Source organism: Streptomyces sp. NPDC058525 (genome assembly GCF_042719495.1).
In the GTDB taxonomy this organism is placed as follows: Bacteria; Actinomycetota; Actinomycetes; order Streptomycetales; family Streptomycetaceae; genus Streptomyces.
The window spans coordinates 1-13,967 of record NZ_JBHXNP010000027.1 but is presented as its reverse complement, the minus strand read 5'-3'; the positions used below and the strand labels follow the sequence as shown (position 1 = coordinate 13,967).

14 protein-coding genes are annotated in these 13,967 nt (G+C 67.9%); 1 reads left to right on the top strand and 13 read right to left on the bottom strand.

The window, feature by feature from the left end:
• The first annotated feature begins 304 nt into the window (after positions 1-304).
• Positions 305-694, top strand: coding sequence for a hypothetical protein (locus tag ACFWP3_RS15230; protein WP_383398057.1), 390 nt, complete (start codon positions 305-307; stop codon positions 692-694).
• A gap of 77 nt (positions 695-771) precedes the next feature.
• Here ACFWP3_RS15230 and ACFWP3_RS15225 read toward each other — a convergent pair whose 3' ends face one another.
• From ACFWP3_RS15225 to ACFWP3_RS15165, 13 genes are all read right to left on the bottom strand, one after another.
• Complete coding sequence (locus ACFWP3_RS15225; protein WP_384220614.1) at positions 772-1,773, bottom strand: alpha/beta fold hydrolase; 1,002 nt, start codon at positions 1,771-1,773, stop codon at positions 772-774.
• Positions 1,774-1,790: 17 nt separating this feature from the next.
• A complete protein-coding gene (locus ACFWP3_RS15220; protein WP_384220612.1) occupies positions 1,791-2,786 on the bottom strand; it encodes a beta-ketoacyl synthase N-terminal-like domain-containing protein in 996 nt (331 codons plus the stop codon).
• Positions 2,783-3,919, bottom strand: a complete 1,137-nt coding sequence (locus tag ACFWP3_RS15215; protein WP_384220610.1) for a beta-ketoacyl synthase N-terminal-like domain-containing protein — start codon at positions 3,917-3,919, stop codon at positions 2,783-2,785. Before ACFWP3_RS15215 ends, ACFWP3_RS15220 begins: the two co-directional genes overlap by 4 nt.
• Entirely contained in the window at positions 3,916-5,697 is a 1,782-nt protein-coding gene (locus ACFWP3_RS15210; RefSeq protein ID WP_384220607.1) for an AMP-binding protein, read from the bottom strand. Before ACFWP3_RS15210 ends, ACFWP3_RS15215 begins: the two co-directional genes overlap by 4 nt.
• A gap of 173 nt (positions 5,698-5,870) precedes the next feature.
• Positions 5,871-6,692: a hypothetical protein gene (locus ACFWP3_RS15205; protein WP_384220605.1), complete on the bottom strand. Its 822-nt coding sequence runs from the start codon at positions 6,690-6,692 to the stop codon at positions 5,871-5,873.
• Positions 6,693-6,746: 54 nt separating this feature from the next.
• Complete coding sequence (locus tag ACFWP3_RS15200) at positions 6,747-7,463, bottom strand: uracil-DNA glycosylase family protein (RefSeq protein WP_384220602.1); 717 nt, start codon at positions 7,461-7,463, stop codon at positions 6,747-6,749.
• 125 nt (positions 7,464-7,588) lie between these two features.
• Positions 7,589-8,812 carry a class I SAM-dependent methyltransferase gene (locus tag ACFWP3_RS15195; RefSeq protein WP_384220600.1) on the bottom strand — a complete coding sequence of 408 codons (1,224 nt, stop codon included), beginning with the start codon at positions 8,810-8,812 and terminating at the stop codon, positions 7,589-7,591.
• 159 nt (positions 8,813-8,971) lie between these two features.
• Complete coding sequence (locus ACFWP3_RS15190) at positions 8,972-9,526, bottom strand: DUF6624 domain-containing protein (protein ID WP_384220598.1); 555 nt, start codon at positions 9,524-9,526, stop codon at positions 8,972-8,974.
• 68 nt (positions 9,527-9,594) lie between these two features.
• Positions 9,595-9,897, bottom strand: a complete 303-nt coding sequence (locus ACFWP3_RS15185) for a helix-turn-helix domain-containing protein (RefSeq protein WP_384220595.1) — start codon at positions 9,895-9,897, stop codon at positions 9,595-9,597.
• A gap of 219 nt (positions 9,898-10,116) precedes the next feature.
• Positions 10,117-10,473 (bottom strand): hypothetical protein, encoded by a 357-nt coding sequence (locus tag ACFWP3_RS15180; RefSeq protein WP_384220592.1) that lies wholly within the window; start codon positions 10,471-10,473, stop codon positions 10,117-10,119.
• Positions 10,470-11,666 carry a cytochrome P450 gene (locus tag ACFWP3_RS15175; RefSeq protein ID WP_384220590.1) on the bottom strand — a complete coding sequence of 399 codons (1,197 nt, stop codon included), beginning with the start codon at positions 11,664-11,666 and terminating at the stop codon, positions 10,470-10,472. The genes ACFWP3_RS15180 and ACFWP3_RS15175 overlap by 4 nt, the downstream gene beginning before the upstream one ends.
• Positions 11,667-11,822: 156 nt before the next feature.
• The gene (locus ACFWP3_RS15170; RefSeq protein ID WP_384220587.1) at positions 11,823-12,365 is read right to left on the bottom strand and encodes a hypothetical protein; all 543 of its coding nucleotides are present in this window, start codon (positions 12,363-12,365) and stop codon (positions 11,823-11,825) included.
• A 188-nt stretch (positions 12,366-12,553) separates the two neighbouring features.
• A complete protein-coding gene (locus ACFWP3_RS15165) occupies positions 12,554-13,759 on the bottom strand; it encodes a hypothetical protein (RefSeq protein WP_384220585.1) in 1,206 nt (401 codons plus the stop codon).
• Positions 13,760-13,967 lie beyond the last annotated feature (208 nt).

Genomic DNA, 13,967 nt, shown 5'->3' with positions numbered 1-13,967 from the left:
CACCACCAGCTGCCGGCGGGGGACCGGCCGGTCGAGCCGACACCGCAGCACCCTGCCGCGTGAATCGGCTGATCGAGGCGCTGAACGTTGCAACCGACACCGGCTTCTCGTAGTGAGGGTGACCGGTTCGGCATCGCACAGGCGGCGCGTAGGGCTGGCCGGCGGGCGGAGCGGCACCAGGTAGGGGTGCTCGTCGCATAGAGTGCGGGCGCGCGGGTGTCCACGTCGTTCGCCAAGAGATGATCTTGGGCGCCTTCGTTTCGTCTCCGCAGGCCCCCTCGGGCCGCACCACCAGGAGGAACCAGTGTCGTCCCCGCAAGTGATCACCCCCGAGGAGATGCTCGCCGACGCGAAGAAGCAGCTGGGCTTCCCGCGTATCGTCGCGATCTGCGGCTCCACACGCTTCATGGCCGAGATGGCCGAGGCCGATGTGCGGGAGACCAAGGCCGGGAGGATTGTCGTCAAGCCGGGTTGCGATCTGAAGTCGCCGCACGAGCTCTGGTCCGATCCTGTCGAGGCTGAGGCGCTGAAGGTTCGACTCGACGAACTGCACCGGTCGAAGATCCTGCTCGCCGACGAAGTACTCGTGGTCGGCGACTACATCGGCGACAGCACCCGGGCCGAGATCGCGTACTCCCGGGCGCTGGGCCGACCCGTGCGATTCACGCACCCCGAGGTCGACCCCGACGCCTGAGGACCCGCCACCGCGCCCTCCGCGGGCACCCTGTTGGGATTGATCACCCAGCGGGTGACGCGGTGGTGAACGGGAGCTCATGCGCCGGCGGAACGCATCGCGGCCGTGATGGCGGCAGCGAGAGGCTGCCGGTGGTCCATCAGGTAGAAGTGGTCGCCCTCGTACATTTCAAGTCCGCGGAAGTGCGTGGTGAACGCTCGCCATGAGAGCAGGCGGTCCTCGCCGGTCAGCTTGTCGCGGCGGCCCCCGAACACCGAGAGCGGAACGGGCAGCGGCTCGGGGGCGTGGGGAGGCGCCCAGGTGTCCAGGAGTTTGAAGTCGCTGCGGAACACAGGGGCGAACGTGGGCCAGACGGCGTCGTTGTCGAGGAGCTGCGGTGTGCTGCCGCCGACGTTCCGCAGCCACGCGCGCAGTTCGTCGTCGGACAGCAGGTGAGGGCGGTCGTCGGTGCCGGCCTCGACTCGCGGGGCGCCGTAGGCGGACACCCCCAGCCAGGTGGGGAGCGGTTCCCCCTCGTCGTGGAGTCGGCGGGTGAGCTGGTAGGCGATGAGGGCGCCCATGCTGTGGCCGAAGAGCGCGAAGGGCCGGTCGAGCAGGGGAGCAATGGCGTTGTGGACGTAGTCGACCAGCCGGTCGCAGTCGTCGATCAGCGGGTGTGCCTGCAAGTGGCCTCGGCCGGGGACCTCCAGGAGGCACAGTTCCCAGTCCTGGGGGAAGTGTTCCGCCCAGCCCCGGTAGAGCAGATGTGAGCCGCCGGCGTGGTGGAACAGGAACAGGCGCGCTGCTGGGTCGCTCAGTGGCTTCGGGCGGATGACCGGGTCGGCCGGCGTATCTCCGACACGCTTCGAGATGACGAAGGCGTGCAGCTCGGCGAGGGTCCTGGCACCGCTGATGACCACGGTGTTCTCCGGGACGTTGAACGCGGTCTCCACGCGGGTGGAGATCTCGAGCATCAGCAGCGAGTCGATCTCAAGCTCGTCGGCGAAGTGCGCCTGGTCGGTGACCTCCTCGGGTTCGATCTCCAGGACGCCGGCTATCAGAGCGCGGAGCTCCTCGATGTTCACGGACGCAGTGGTCATTGGTGTTCCCCTGGCTCCTACGTGGATGGACGACAGGTCGGTGAAGGGGTCAGCAGCAGGGCGGCTGCCGCGTCGTGGTGAGGGCCTCCAGCTGTGGCGAGCACGTTCCCGGTGGTGGCGTCGCTCTCCAGATGGGCAGCCGCGGCAGCGCACTGCAGGACGCCCAGCGCTCCGGACAGCGGGCCCAGCTGGGCCTCCAGGTCGATCCGGCGAGTGGCTGCGAGCAGCTGGCACGCGCCGGCACCCGCCTCGTCGACGAGCCACAGTCCGACGGACTTCTCCTCCGTCACACCGGCGGCGGTCAGCGCCGCAGCGACGTCCTGGGCCCGTGCGTACCCGGCGATCGTGGCGCGCGGCCGCGCGCCACGGGAAGCGGCTACGTCCGCTGACTCAAGGACGATCGCGACCGCCGCGTCGGTGGACTGCTCGCCGAGCAGCCTCGTCGCCACCTCGTTGGCCGGTTCGACTCCGACGACGACGGCTGCTTCGGCGCGCCCGGCCACGACGAGGTTGCGGGCCCAGGCGAGGGCGTCCAGACCGCTCGTGGTGCCGTTGCAGACGGTGAGGTTGGGGCCGCGCAGCCCGTAGCGGATGGCCACCCAGCCGGCGATGACGTTGCTTGATGTCTGGGGCAGGCCCAGGGGGCTGAGGCCCCTGACGCCTTCCCGGGCGATGGTGTCGGTGGCTTCGCAGATGCTGTCCGCATTGCCGAGGTTGGTGCTGACCACGACGGCGGTCGCATTGGCCACGCCCGTGAGCGTGGCGTCCGCGTCGGTCAGACCCGCGTGGCGGAGGGCGAACTCGGCGGCCCGCAGGGCGAGCCGGGACGCGCGGTCCTTGTGGCGCAGCTCGCGTCCGCTGAGTCCGGTGGCCGGGTCGAAGCCGCCCTCGCCGGGCAGCGGTCCGAGGAGGTCGCCGTAGGTCGCGACACCGGGAAGCGCCAGCCCGATGCCCGTGACGACGACCTCCCTGGCGCTCGGGTTACTCATCCGTGCGGTGCTCGTCGTACTCATCGGGCTGCCTCCACGATCGCGACGGCGTTGATCCCTCCGAAGCCGAAGGCGTCGACCTGAGCGATGTTCAGGTCGCCGGTTGCGGGGGAGCCCTGCACCAGGCGCAGTCCCGTGGCCTCGGGGATCGGGTCGGTGAGTCCCAGGACCGGGGGTACGGTCCCTTCCTTCATGGCGAGCACCGCCATCAGGAGGCTGAGGAGTCCCGAACCGCCCAGGGTGTGGCCGGTCATCGCCTTGATGGCGGTCATCCGCGGACCGGTTCCGGCGCCCTGGAAGATACGGCTCAGGACGCTCGACTCCGTCGCGTCGTTGAGGGGGGTGCCGCTGCCGTGCAGCATCACCAGGTCGATGTCCTCCGCCCGTACCCCGGCCCTGCGGTAGGCGTCCTGGACCGCGCGGGTGATGCCGGCGGGGTCGGGCGCGGTGGCGTGGTGGGCGTCGCAGTTCATGGACACACTGCGCACCCGGGCGTGGACGAGCCCTCTCCCGGTGCCGGCGCGCTGGACGACGACGGCTGCCGCGCCCTCGCCCATCAGCATGCCCTTGTGCGAAGCGTCGAAGGGGCGCAGCGCGTCGGGGATGTCGTTCTGCACCCGGTCGAGCGTGCCGAAGCCGCTCTCGGTCACGGCGTCGGTGCCGGCGACGACGACCGTGTCGGCCATGCCTGCCTCGATCATGTCGATGGCCAGGCCGAGCGCGTACAGCGAGGCCGAGCAGGCGTTGGCGAAGGTGTACGTGGCGGACGCCCCGAATTCGGCCCTCAGGGCGGTACCGAAGTGCAGATCCTCAAGAGCGACGTCCGCGCCGTCGCGCCACCACAGCTCGAGGCTGCGCTGCTCGCGCATGGTCGTCCCCACCAGCACGGGAACCTGGGACAGGTCCTCGCCCAGGCCCGCGTCGGCCGCCGCCTGGCGGATGACCGCGGTGAGCCAGCGGGTGGCGCGCCCTGGAAGGTCCCCACCGCCCCCGGTCCGATCGTCGATCTCGTAGGCGTACCCCGCCCGGTACTTGTCCGGGTCGAACGCCTTCAGGGGCTCGCGGCTCTCCTGGCCCGCGCATAACGCGGCGAATATCTCTTCGGGGCTGGCGCCGATGTTCGCGACGGCGGCGATGCCGGTGATGTCCCAGGTCACGACTGTGCCGCCGCCTTCCTCAGCTCGAAGGCGGCGAGCTTGCCGGTCGACGTGGTCGGGAGCGCTTCACGGAACTCCAGACGGGCGGGCCGTTTGTAGGCGGCAAGCCCGCCACGGATCGCGGCGATCACCGCGCGCCGCACCACGGCTTCGTCGGATCCCGGCCGGACCACCAGGTACGCCACGGCCTGCTCCAGGCCATCAGCATCCCGGCCGCCGACCACCGCGCAGTCCTGGACCCCATCAGCGCCACGGATGACGTTCTCGATCTCACCTGGCGCGACCCTGTAGCCGCCCAGATTGAGCAGGTCATCGAAGCGGCAGAGATGAGTGAACGTGCCGTCCGGCGCCCGGCGCACCACGTCGCCGGTGTAGGCGCCGCCGTCGGCGAAGGTGGCCACGGCCGCCTCCGGGCGGCCGATGTAGCCGAGGGCGACGGTCGGGCCGGCGATGTGGAGTCGGCCCTCCTCCCCGTCGGCGACGGTCGTGCCGTCCGCAGCGCGGACGGTCGCGGATATCCCGGGCACCGGCACCCCGAAGGTGCCCGGACGCCATCTTCCCGGCGGGGTGCCCACGACTGTGTAGAGGACCTCGGTGGCGCCGAGACCGTTGAGCAGCTCAGCCTGGAAGGCAGTGCGGATCCGCTCGCTGAGCGGAGCCGGCAGATTCTCGCCCGCCGACACGCACAGCCGCACGGAGTCGACCGCCGCCGTCTCGGATGCGTTGAGCAGCGCGGCGTACAGCCGTGGGACGGAGAACAGCACGGTGGGCTTGTGGTGTTGCAGAGCGACGGTGAGCGAGTGGACGTCGACCGTGCCGCGGATGAGTGCAACGCGGGCGCCGGCCGCCAGAGGGCACAGGACGGAATTGCCGAATCCGTAGCCGAAGGACAGCCGGGCGCTGGAGAGCACAGTGTCCTCGGGAGTCAGCGCCAGTACGGTGCCGATACCGTCGGCCATGGCCGTGATCGCTCCCGCCGAGTGCCGGACTCCCTTGGGCATGCCGGTGCTTCCGGAGGTGTACTGCACGAGCGCCTCACGCCCTGCACTCCAGGCGGCCGGGGGCCCGGCGTCCTGCGGGCGGCGTGCGGAGCCGGGCTCGGCCGTGGCCAGCGCGGCGAGGACGTCCGCGCCGGCGAACTGGGTTGTCGTCCCGAACAACTCCTCCAGGGCGCGTTGCCGCGTGGGGGTTGCGTCGAGGTGCGCCATCGCGGCGGCACAGTTCTCGGCGATGTAGCGGACTTCGTCGTCCGTGAGCATCGGGCTGATCACCACGGGGACGCAGCCGTGCCACCACAGGCCGAGGACAGCGACGACGGTCGCTACGGAGTCCTCGGCGACGAGGAGGCCGCGGGCCCCCTCAGGCACGCCTGCCGCCCTGAGGGCCCCCGCGTACCCACGTGCCGCCTCCAGGAGGGCGGCGTAGGTGATCGCCCCCGCCTGAGGGTCGAGGTAGCTGATCCTTTCGCCCCGGCCGGCGGAGACATGACCCGCCACCAGGTGGTCGAGCAGGTCGACCGCGCGGAGGCTTGCCGCGCGGTCGCTGAGCACGGACACCGCAGCGTCCAGGCTGGTGAGGGCTGCTGCCTCCTCAGCAGCCAGGACTCCGAACTCGCGCTCGATCGCGACCGTGACCGCAACCTTCTCCAGGGAGCTCATCCCGAGTTCCTCATAGAACAGGGCACCGGACTTGATGCCCTCCTTCTCGACTTCGAGAACAGACGCCACGATCTCTCGCAGCCTGTCGAGGACTGTATCGATGGGTTCTTCATCACGCACCGGCTGGGGTCCTTTCCGTATCTTCGTAGCGCGAAGGGAGACCTGACTAAACAGAGAGCGAGAGTGGGCCGGAGGCCTGCTCTCCCGCCCCTGATTCTTTCGCCGGAACGCCGCTTGTTTCCGGTCAGCAATTGAAGAGCGGAATTGAGTGCGGCAGCGCTCGGCAGGAATGCTCAGGATTCCAGGCCGACCTCACACGGGAACAGCACGGAAACGCCCTGGGGCTCCTCCGTGAAGATGACCCTCTTGGAAAGCGCGGACATGAAGCCGAGCTCGAAAATCGTTCCCTTTCCAACGCGGCCGCCGGGGTTGCATACGACCACAGCGTCGGCCCGCCTGAACGCGTCCACGTGCATGTACTTGTGCCGCCACGTGTCGCGCTCGTTCTTCAGACCATCCTGGTAGTCGAAGAGGATGAAGTCGGTACCCACGGTCTCCGGCTTGACCCTCGTGGAAGGAGGGCTCAGCACCTCGGTACCGCTCCCGCGCAGACGGACTATGACGTCCTCGATGTACCCCAGAGACTGCTGGAAGCTGCCGCAGACAACGGCATTCCGGAATTCCCGACGGATCAGGCCTTCCATCATTTCGCTCGACCCACACGCGGCCACGCTGGTTTCCAGGTAGAACTGCTCCAGCTGAGGCCCAACTATGTTGAAGTAGAGGCCGGTGTCGACATAGAGGCTGTTGACCAGAGCCGCCGCTTCCGACTGCGGGAGCTGCTGAAAGACCCCGGTGGCGTGCAGGCGCGTGGTCTTGTTGTCAAGGACCTCGCTGAACTCCGTGAGCCCGACGCAGAACTCGCCCACCCTTTCTGCCAGCACCTCGTGCGCACTACTGCCGTCGAACGCGATCCGCTCCCTTTTGAGAAGTTTCAACTCACCGTCCTGGAGTCGGTAGACGCTCACGCGTTCCGAGTTGAAGTGGACCAGGAGCCTGCCTTCTGCCGCCAATTTACTGCTCTCCTTCTTCTCGTTCCAGCGCGCTCGGATCAAGGACTTTCGCCTATTCAGCTGAGAGGTGGGCAAGCGTTCCGGGTGACGCAACGACTAATCACCCTGTCTACGGAAGGCGTCGAGATACTTCTCGGCAAACTCTTCCTTCCTGTCCCCGTTGTATTGGGTGATGAAACGCGGGTGCTCCAGAGGAACGATCTCCCGGAAAAAGCGCTGGCCCTCGTTCACCTTCGAGAGGTACGCGAAGTTCTCACCAACGCCGATGCAGTAGCACACCGAGGTGTCAATTCCGAATGCCAGCTGGCGTTTCAGGGCGTCCACCATGAAAGACCCCAGAAGTTCCAGAAGCTTCTTGTTCTCGTAGTAGTTGCAGTTGACCTCTTTACCCTTGGAGTTCGTTCTCACCACACCAAGAGGACACACAAAACTCATGACGAAGTCGGCATAGAACTTGCCGCGGCCCCCGTAGCGGCTGATGACGTCGTGCAGAAAGTTGGCGGAACGCCGGCTCACCGCGTAGCCGTCTACATCGACTCCCGTTTCGTCCTCGAGGAGCTTGGCATCTTCGAACGGGACCCCGGTCACCGCCGTTCCGCGTCGGGCCGGCGAGCTCCCCAGTACCAGACGGCGCGGCCTATCGTCGTCGTAGTACTTGTTGTAGAACGCAGTCGTCACCTCCCGGACGCGCTCCTTCTGAGGGCCGCTGAACGGGTTGATGACCGCGAATCCGGGAGGAAGTTCAAGCGTCGTCTCCGCAAGTTCCTCGTTGAACCGCAGGATCCGACCGGCAACAGTCGCTTGCCCGTTCATTGGAGAAGTCCTTCCTTCATGCTGGTCACTCTGAACGTCCGGTCGCGCCCGGCCGTCTGCGATTCATTCTTCCCACAAAGCTGATGGGACGTCGTGACATTGCCGGCCGGAGAGGCGGTGAAACGCTAGGAGGTGACAGCCGACAGGTAAATCTCGGTACTTGTTGGGAACATTTGGATGTTCTTGAATCCGAAACGATCAAGCTCCGTGCCAATCAGATTGGCTGTGTCCATTCCGCGATAGATGTCGACGAAGTCAGTGCCGGGGATGATCAGTCCCGGGACAACGCAGCCCCGCTGAGTATACAGAAATCCGTTGGCCACGGAGACGATAATCACCCCGCCGGGCTTCAGCACTCTGTGCGCTTCTGAGGCCGCTGCGGACGTGTCGAAGAACGACGAGTTATACGTCCTCAAGGACACATAGAGATCGAAATTGTCCTCCGGCAGGACGGACAGATCCTCGGCGCTGGCGATGACCGTTCTCGACGAAGGAATACGTTCGTCTATGTTCGCAAGGCCACGTTCCGCGATGTCGACGAAGGTGATTTGCGGGCAATCTGAAAACAAAGCTGCTGCCTCGTAGCCGGCTCCGACACCGACGTTGAGGATGTTGGCCGCAGACAGAGACCTAGGGGACGACTTCCCGTAAACCGACTTGAAGTCGTCGGTCCACCTCAAGTTGGCGGCACGAGCGTCGTACGCGTAGTCATACGTACCATATTTCGCGTCAAATGCTTCGGACAGTGCGTCGTTTACGACAAGATCAGCTGCCTTGTACTCGATCCCATACCTCTGACAGATCAGAGAAGCGAGCGCTGCCCTCCCCCTGTTCGAATTGACATCGCTCCTGGAAAGCGCGAACCCGCGCGACTGTAGCCGGGTGGAGATTGTTTCACTAATCCGATGCGTGGAGTAGTGGGGGTTACACTCGATATTTTGCTCGCTTGCTGCGTAGAGTTCGCAGTTCTGCTCGAGGATCTCGCGCTGCAGATCATCGGGGAAGCGGTGTACGCGGCCTTGTGCAGTGACGGGATCGTCGTCGAGGTAGCTCGTCAGCGCGGGAGCCGGCAGGCCGATGTAGATCCGGTCGATACGAATGTCCTTCAGGAGCTCGGCGAGCTCGAACGACTGGTCTGTCGACAGGGTGTTGATCGTCAGAAATACGCTGTGTGCGGTGGATGTTCCGAGTTCTTCCATCCTGCGCCGAAGAATGCGATACCAGGATGCGCCGCATACTTCGCCCTCGAAGGCAGAGCAAATTAACTCGTCGCTTTCAGACACGAGCGCAACGCCGACCCGCAGACCCGATTGCGACGCCCTTTGCGCTACGCCGATGGTGTATTTCATCCAATAGGCAGTGTTCGGACTCATCTGGACCTCAATTCTCACATCGCGTGGCACACGCGGGGGGCGTCATTCGTCTTCAGGGCGTGGGCAGGCTGGCTCAGTCCGGGGACTATGGCGCGGACGGTCTCGCCGCGTACGGGTGGCCGCAGCCCGGCGCCGTCACGGCCGGCTCCGGTCCGCTTGGACTGCGGTTGCGCCGCTGAGGTAGGCGGCCGTTTGCTGGGCGAGCGGGACCAGTCCGATGTCGGCTCGCATGCGTTCGGCGGCTTCCCGGTCCTCGATCGGGTAGGGGTGCAGGGTCCGCGGGTTGACCTGGGTGCCGTAGGTCTGCGGAATCGACAGCGCCACATCGCAGGTGTCGGCGACGTACGCGTACAGAATTTCCGGGAGTTCCCCGCTGTCGAGGGCCAGCTTCATCAGGTTGCGGCAGTGGATCTGGAAGCCCGGGTCGTCGCAGGCCAGCAGGATGCGTATGGCGTCGGTGGCCGCCTGAGTGCCGACCAGCCCGGGGGTGGGCCAACCGTGGACGTCGACGATCTCCCGGAGCTGTTCGGCATTGGTCCGCCGGATCTCGCGCAGCTGGACTCTCAGGTGGGCTGCGGGGATCCGGCAGGCGGTTGCGTGAGCGTTCCTCTCCGCGAGTCCCATGGCCTGCAGCAGCGCGCCGGCCTTGCTGCGATTGGCCGTCATCGCCGTCGGCACGAGCCCCGGCATGCCGGACGGCGGAGTGTCGGACGCGGTACCGGCAGCGGCTGTGCTCCCTGTGGAGGGAGTTGTCGTACTCACTCCGCGGCCTGAGGCGCGGCGCTAGCGGGCTTCCCGCCGCGGGGGCGGAAGCGGACGCCTTCCTGGGAGAGGAGGCGGTGGATCATGCCGTACGAGCGTCCCGTCTCGTCGGCGATCTGGCGGATGGCGCCCTGCTGTTCGCCGGTGTAGGCGGCCGCGACCTGCTGGGCGAACACCTTGCGTTCCTTGTCGGACAGACGCGAGTTCTTCTTGTGCCGGGGCAGGCCCAGGGACGGCTTCGCGGGCTCCTTCGTGCGGGTTGTTCTGGTGGCGGTCCGGCGAGTGCGGGTGGCGGGCATGCGGGTGCTCCTGGTCAGAGGCCGGTTTCGGGGGAGACGAGAACGAGGAAGCCGCCCAGGTCATTCAGGTGGTGGAGGAAGGCCTCGTACTCGTCATCGAAGGGGGTGAAGTCGGTGCGGGAGACCGCGATGAGCCCAGCGCACTCACCGCGAGCGATGCGGTCGAGGAGGTGGCTGAGGTAGGGGCGTAGGGCGGGAGCGCTGGCTCCGCCGGTGGTGTCACAGATGGTCAGCCCGATGTGCCAGCCCTGGGATGCGGCGACCTGGAGCGCCTGTGCGGCCCGGGCGGGGTGCGGGGGGCAGGATGAGGGAGGAGCCGGCCTGGACGTAGCGGGCCGGCGCGGGCCAGGCCGGCTCGCCGGACCCTTCAGGGAGGAAGAAGCCCCAGGCGTCTTGGTGAGCGAAGACCGTACCGACCGCGTCCAGACCGCCCAGAGCATCCAGCCGGGCAACGGCCTGACGCGCGTGGCCCAGGTTCACCAGGACGACGTCGATGCCGTCAAGGCGTACCGACCCGGGGCCGGGCAGCGTGAGGGTGTCCGCCAGGAGGGCGGGCCCGCCGTGGGAGACGTTCAACGAGGACTCTCCGAAGGGGATACGGCTACCGGGCGGCGCATCCTGATGCGCGAGCCGCTGGTGGCGATGGGCGCTGCCGTGAAGCCGCGCATGATGTGCGTCTGGGCGCCTGTTGGTGTTCCGGCCGGGGCGAGGGTGGCGCAGTGGTCCGCGAGGGCTCGCAGCAGCGCGCGGGCCTGCATGAGCGTGAGGTAGGTGCCCGGGCACCGGTGCTGTCCCGTGCCGAGTGCGAGGTGCTTGTCGGAGCCGGGCCGCCTCAGGTCGTAGCGGTCGGCGTGCAGACCCCACTTGCTGGGGTCCCGGCCAGCGGAGCCGAGCAGCAGCCACACCCGCTCACCGGCCTCCAGCTGGACACCGTCGAGGTCGACCCTCTCCATGACGAGCCGGCCGAGTGCCTGGATCGGGGCGTCGAGCCGCAGCGCCTCGTGGAAGGCCGCCTCCGCACGGGCGGGCACCGAGCGGAGCTCGGACCACTGCTCGGGGTGACGGGAGAGCTGGACGATCACCTGGGCCAGCCCGAGGACCGTCGAGTCGATCCCGGCGGACACATAGACAGCGGCGAGCGGTATCGCTTCGCGCTCATCGAGTTTCCCGGAGTCGACGGCCTGGAAGATGGTCTCCATCCACGACCCGCCCCGCACGTTGTCGCGGGTGACGGCCGTAGCGAGGAACGACGCCAACGCCCCCGCGGCGGGCGGCCCCAGGGCATCGGAGGCGGCCAGGGTCGTGGTCAACGCCTCCAGCACAGCCGGCTGGGCGTGCGGCGGCAGGCCCATCAGGTCCATCACCGTGCCAGCGGCCATGTCCCGGGCCAGCGCCACAGCATCGAACCCGCCCTCGCAGTGCTCCGAGACCAGCCGCCACGCCCTCACATCGAGGTCCCTCTGCAGGCGGGCGATCGCCCGGGCTCCCAGCCGGTGAGCTAAAACCTGACGCAGCCGTGCGTGCTGCTCACCGTCGAACGGCAGGATCGCCCCGGCCAGGGGCGTTAGGGCTCGCGGCCCCTCGGTACGGAAGACGTCGGCGGCACCCAGGACCGAGGCGATCTCGTGGTGCCCCGGAACCGCCCACACGCCGTGGCGCTCCAGGTAGACCGCGGGACCCATACGGCGCATCGCCTCGTACACCGGGTAGGGGTCCTCAAGGACCCGCTCGTCCAGCAGGTTGAGGCGGGAGGTCGCGGTCGCGGGCATGAGGGTCTCCGGGGCGTCGGTCAAAGAGGTTTCGGGGGTGGCAAGTCGGTGCTGGCGGGGTGGCGGTGGCACCGAGCCTCGGGCGGTCGTCGGGTGCAGCGTCGTGGGTGCCGGTCCCGTGCGGCGGTGTCAGGTCAACCGCACGGGACCGGCGGTCTAGGCGGTGCCCGGCGGTCGGGCGACCTGGTCGACAACCAGCAGCCGGGCCCGGCGCCGGGTCAACCACACGGTGAGAGTTTCGGCCGCCTGGTTCTGGTCGGCCAGCGAGGTGCCGGGGGGCGAGAGGTCGGTGGCTGAGCGGACCACGAGGAGCTGCACCCGTCCGTCCTCGATGTCGCCGCGCAGCCGCGCGAAGCCGGGCCGCTGTTCCAGAGTCCAGCCGCTGGTCGCCACGTCGTGCTGGCGTACGGCTACATGCCGGCAGTACGGTGCGCTCGCGATCTCCAGCCGCTGATGGTCAGCCCATGGGGGGCGCTCGCTGTCCAGGTGGAGGTAGGTGGCCGCCACCGTGTGCCGGGCCAAGAATTCCCGGGTGATCCGCACCGTGTGCTCCAGGGCCCGGATGTACGTGTCCGCGGGGTCAAGGGGGTTGGCCGGCGTGATCTCGTCCAGCCACTGCCGAGCCCCGTCGACCGCCTGGGTCACCTCCGGCGTGAGGAGCGGGAGGACCGCGTCGATGGAGTACAGCACGGTCGCCAACTGACGGCGCAGCTCCACCGCACGCCGCGCCCGAAGGTGGCCCTCGATGTCCTCCGGCCCGGCAGCGCGAGGCCGGGGCGCCGCCGGCCCTACGGTTACAGGCAGCCCGCAGCCTTGAGAGGCGAACGGCCGCACCCCTCCTGCGGCCCGCATCGACTTGTGGTGCGGCCGACGCCGGTGTCCTCCGGTCATCGCGAGCTCCGCACACCGTGCTCCGTCGACTCGGCATCAACGGTGGCCCCGACCGCGCCCCGGAAACCGGAGGTGCCCGCCTGGCCGCCCGCGCGAGCCCCGTGACTGAATGCCGCCATCCGCCCCGCACTACCGGCCCTGGCTATGACCGCCTCACTGGCCTGGTCATGGTGCTGCGGCTCATCGGCGACGGGCTCCGGAAGAAGAAGCCTCGCGGGAAGGTGGAGGACGGCACGGACACCGTCTTGCTGACGGGGGTCGAGCCACGCCTGAAAGCCGCTGCGACGGGCGAGGACACCCACCGCGGCCAGGCCCAGCTGCGCACCGAGCGACGTGAGCAACACCCGCTGCTGCCCAGGCAGCACCGCGGCCGCGTGGGCGTACCCGCCCGGATCCCGCATCGGGCCGACGCTGTCGACGAAGATGTTGATGCCGCCCTGCACAGGCATGCTCCACACCGCCACGGTGCTTGCCGGGCTCGAGTGCCGGCAGCCGTTGTCCACGAGCGCGCCCAGAGCGACGACGGGCGGATCAACCGCCGGACCCTTGACTAGGACGCTGCTCCTGTTGGTGACCTTGACTCGCGTGTAGTCCTGAACACGCGACTGGGCACCGATCAGTACTTCCATGAGGACGGCATCCGGGCGGCGGCTGCTCACTTCCCGCCCCGCCAGGGCCCCGATGATCTGCATCCGCTGGACCAGCAGCGTTACACCGTGATCGACGGCGAAGGCGTGCTGGAGGACTTCCTCGTCACCGGCCCTCCGCAGCAGCTGCACCATCGCGCTCTGCTGCACCGCGGCCTGAGCCGTCAGCGGGGCGAAGAGGGCCTGGATCTGCGCGTTGGCCGACGCCTCGGTCCGGGCCCTGAAGTCGGTGACGAAGTCGGCACTGTGCCGCAGCGCTGCTTGTAGGGAGCGGCCGAAGTCTGTGGTGGCCAGGTTGGGGTGGCGTAAGGCTCCCGCTTGTGCCGGGTTGCCGGAAGGGGCCGCGGTGAGGGAGGGCAGGCGGACGGTGGCGAAGTGGGCCACCTCCTGGTCTCGGGACTCGATCTGCAGGCCGAGAACCGCGTTCTGCTTCCGGGTCTGCTGGAGGTCGGTGTTGGCCCGGACCGCGGCCCTCCGAAAGTGCCAGGCGGTCATGGATGCGACAGCTGCACCCGCAGGCGCCACGGCCAGAATCACGTCGCTCAGGACTGCCATGTCAGCTCCTCACAGATGTTGAAGGGGAAATCGCGGGACCTAGAGCTGGAGGCTGTTTGAAGTAATCCTCGGGGAAGCCGGAGTTCACCTTCTCGCCCCCGTACGCGCGCAGTTGTCTGTAAGCACTTCTTTGGGCTCCAGGGTGGGAACGTGAAGTGGCTCCACGGGGTGTAAGAAGTTGATTTGGCTCCACCCGCTCCTGGTACGC

What these genes read in the sequence shown, in the direction of transcription:
- ACFWP3_RS15225 (WP_384220614.1), bottom strand. Translation starts at nt 1,773, where the DNA reads ATGACCACTGCGTCCGTGAACATCGAGGAGCTCCGCGCTCTGATAGCC.
- ACFWP3_RS15220 (WP_384220612.1), bottom strand. Translation starts at nt 2,786, where the DNA reads ATGAGTACGACGAGCACCGCACGGATGAGTAACCCGAGCGCCAGGGAG.
- ACFWP3_RS15200 (WP_384220602.1), bottom strand. Translation starts at nt 7,463, where the DNA reads ATGAACGGGCAAGCGACTGTTGCCGGTCGGATCCTGCGGTTCAACGAG.
- ACFWP3_RS15195 (WP_384220600.1), bottom strand. Translation starts at nt 8,812, where the DNA reads ATGAAATACACCATCGGCGTAGCGCAAAGGGCGTCGCAATCGGGTCTG.
- ACFWP3_RS15190 (WP_384220598.1), bottom strand. Translation starts at nt 9,526, where the DNA reads ATGCCGGGGCTCGTGCCGACGGCGATGACGGCCAATCGCAGCAAGGCC.
- ACFWP3_RS15185 (WP_384220595.1), bottom strand. Translation starts at nt 9,897, where the DNA reads ATGCCCGCCACCCGCACTCGCCGGACCGCCACCAGAACAACCCGCACG.
- ACFWP3_RS15175 (WP_384220590.1), bottom strand. Translation starts at nt 11,666, where the DNA reads ATGCCCGCGACCGCGACCTCCCGCCTCAACCTGCTGGACGAGCGGGTC.
- ACFWP3_RS15165 (WP_384220585.1), bottom strand. Translation starts at nt 13,759, where the DNA reads ATGGCAGTCCTGAGCGACGTGATTCTGGCCGTGGCGCCTGCGGGTGCA.